We start from the raw sequence: 3,014 nt of genomic DNA, 5'->3' as shown, positions 1-3,014 counted from the left end.
TGATAAAGTCATCTGAGAGCGGGGCGGCAGCCAATTGCTCAACTGCGGCCCGCCAGCGAGCAGTATTTTCGTATCTGCGCTTTTCCAATTCGATTCCTTCTTCCTTTAATTATAAATGAGAGCAAGAGTAAACGCTATAAAAAGCCTCTTTATTATATAAATACGCAAAAAAGTTCAATTTTGATTATTTTTCTTAAAAACTTTTTTCGGGAAAGCGTCAATTACTCTAGAATGCGATTTTGGTGCTAGATTTCCTTAACGATCAAGTATCATTAGCTAGTCACTGTCAAAAGAATCTTCAGATGGAAGTATTTTGTGGAAAGAATTTTTTGTAAATGCTTTTAAAAATTGAATTTATTTTTAGCGAAAAATAATTCTGACATTATAAAACGTGCCTATTCAGCATTACATATAAGAATAAACTTAATGTTTTATATAACTATGTAAATATTGATATAACGGGGGTAAATGGGAAATGAAAAAGTGTAAAAAACGTATTTTACTCTATTTAAATTTAAATATCAATATGTTAAACTAAGTTAAAGTTAATTAAAACTAATTGTTTTATGTTACGAAAGGGGAATTATCTATGAAACAGAAAAAGTTTAATAGCGAGTTTCGGGAAACCGATCGAAAAGTTCGTGCTAAACTTTACAAGTCGGGGAAACATTGGGTTCGTGTTCTGTTAAGTAATATCGGACTTTTGCGTGTCTCTGGGGGAATGGCACCTGAAAAGGTAACAATCGATGCTAAGACCGTTAAAGAAATCACTGAAACAAGCGAGAAGAATAAGCAACTCATTTTGAAGGGAGCCGCTGCCACGGCTGCGTTACTGGGAGGTACTGCGGTAGTTAACCAAACTGCCCAAGCCGATCAAACGAACTTGGCGACAACTAACCAAGTAAATGTGGCCAACTCCCAATCTGAAACACAAGCTACTAGTGAATCAGTTTCACAAGATACCACTTCAGAGTCTGTATCTGTATCTGGCTCTGCTTCAGAATCATTATCGGTTTCAACATCTAGTTCTGAATCAATCTCTGAATCAAGTTCGGTATCAACTTCTACTTCAGAATTAACAACTAAGTCTGAAACTTCTAAGTCAGAAATAGATAGTCAAACTAGTGAAACAGAAGCTTCCAAGTCAGAAACAGAAGCCACTAAAGAAAGTCAAGCTTCTAAGACAAGTACTTCACAGACCTCTACTTCAGAAACTGAGGACGTTTCAGAAGTTACAGTTTCCCAAGCAAGTCAAGAAGCTAACTCTGAAGTAACCCCAGCTAGTGAAGTAGAATCTGTGACAACACAAGATAATATCTTAGATTTAGCTACAATTCCTGCTGAAGTTTTAGACCAACTACCAGCCGAAGAATTGGCTATGTTGCAAAACTACTTGACTACTGGTGCTTACTCACCATTTATCAACTTCGCAGCAGGAACTTCACGCGGCGCTGGAACCTCTGATGGTTATGATGCTACTAAATCAATTCTAGCAACCGGTGTGCTTAAGAATCTTCAAACCACTTCACCACAAGGAATTATCCAAGATATTACTTGGGAGTACGATAGTTCTACTAAGGAATTGGTTTACAATATTCACTTACACAACAAGATGACTAATAACCGTTACCAAGGGATTCTTTTTAGTGAAGGGCCTACTAACTTTACTATTACTTCTGTAACAATAAATGATACCCCTGCTACAAAAGTAGGGGGTACTACAAAAGAGGGTGATTTATTCACAGCTCAGATTTCTAACATGTCAGATGTGACTATTAAGGTTAGAGGTACTGTTTCACATGAAAATCAACCAGCTAATTTGAACGGGTTTAGAGTCGAAACTTCTTCTAGGCGAATAGCAGGGATAGGGCCTAGGCAACTATCAACAGACCTGACATTAGCAAACTGGGATATGACGGTTGCTACGGGTGCGAATCCTATTGGAGTTAACATTCCATCAGTAGTAACTTCCATGTCAGAAGTTAACAGTAGTGTTTCTGAATCTCAAAGTGAAGCTTCTAAGTCAAAATCAACAAGTGAATCATTAAGAATTGCCGAGTCAGAATCATCAAGTGAATCGTTAAGAATTGCCGAGTCAGAATCATCAAGTGAATCGTTAAGAATTGCCGAGTCAGAATCAACAAGTGAATCGTTAAGAATTGCCAATTCGGAATCATCAAGTGAATCGACTAAAGCATCTCAATCCGCAAGTACTTCATCAAGTCAATCTCAGGCAATATCATTGTTGCATTTACAAGCTGAAGGTCCAAGCAAACGTTACATTTGGGTTGATCAAGATGGCGAACAAATTCAACACCCATTTGTGATTGCTAGTTACAATAAAGATGTTAAGGTGACAGAGGCATTTGGTACAACCGCAGCTAAAGATGATGGTATTGTTGATGCGAAATATGCGTCAAAATTGAACAATGGATTAACTTACACACCTGAAAACGGGAAAGTTGTTGTTTCCGGTGGATTTACGGCTAACGTTTTCAAAAACTACACTGATGTTTATACAGTTAATACGGTGGTAACAACAGCTACGGGTATCAAGGACATTACCGACAATAATAAAAAAACGCGAATTATCGGTGTTAACCACGAGGATAATATTGAACTGCCAGTTCGCTCGTGGACTAAACCGGTAACTGAAGCAGAAATAATTGATGCTATTAAAGGACGAGTTAATGCACAGAGTACAGTAGAAGATATCCAAGCTTTAAAGGGTACTTCAACGATTATTAATTATGAATTGAAGCCAGGTCAAACTCTTCCAACTAGTGGTACTCACCAACCAGTGAAAGTGATTGCGACATTACCAAGTAACGGGGTTGACGCCCAAGGTCACTCATTACCTGGAGAAACTAAGGAACTTACAGTTTATGTGAGCTATGACGAAACGACATCTGTAAGTGCTTCAGCAAGCAAGTCAACATCAGAATCTAGTTCGACATCAACAAGTCGCTCAGATTCAGCAAGCAAGTCTGCGTCCTTATCTAGAAGTGCATTCA

Annotated in this window: 1 protein-coding gene; it reads left to right on the top strand. The window is 38.1% G+C overall.

Features of this window, described 5'->3' with window-relative positions; genetic code table 11:
• Positions 1-589: 589 nt before the first annotated feature.
• A partial coding sequence (locus JCM10991_RS14725) for an accessory Sec-dependent serine-rich glycoprotein adhesin (RefSeq protein WP_155889664.1) occupies positions 590-3,014 on the top strand: 2,425 nt, incomplete at its 3' end.

Origin of the sequence: Ligilactobacillus equi DSM 15833 = JCM 10991, assembly GCF_000615765.1 — a bacterium.
GTDB classification, from domain to species: domain Bacteria; phylum Bacillota; class Bacilli; order Lactobacillales; family Lactobacillaceae; genus Ligilactobacillus; species Ligilactobacillus equi.
This window is presented reverse-complemented; position numbering and strand designations above follow the sequence as displayed.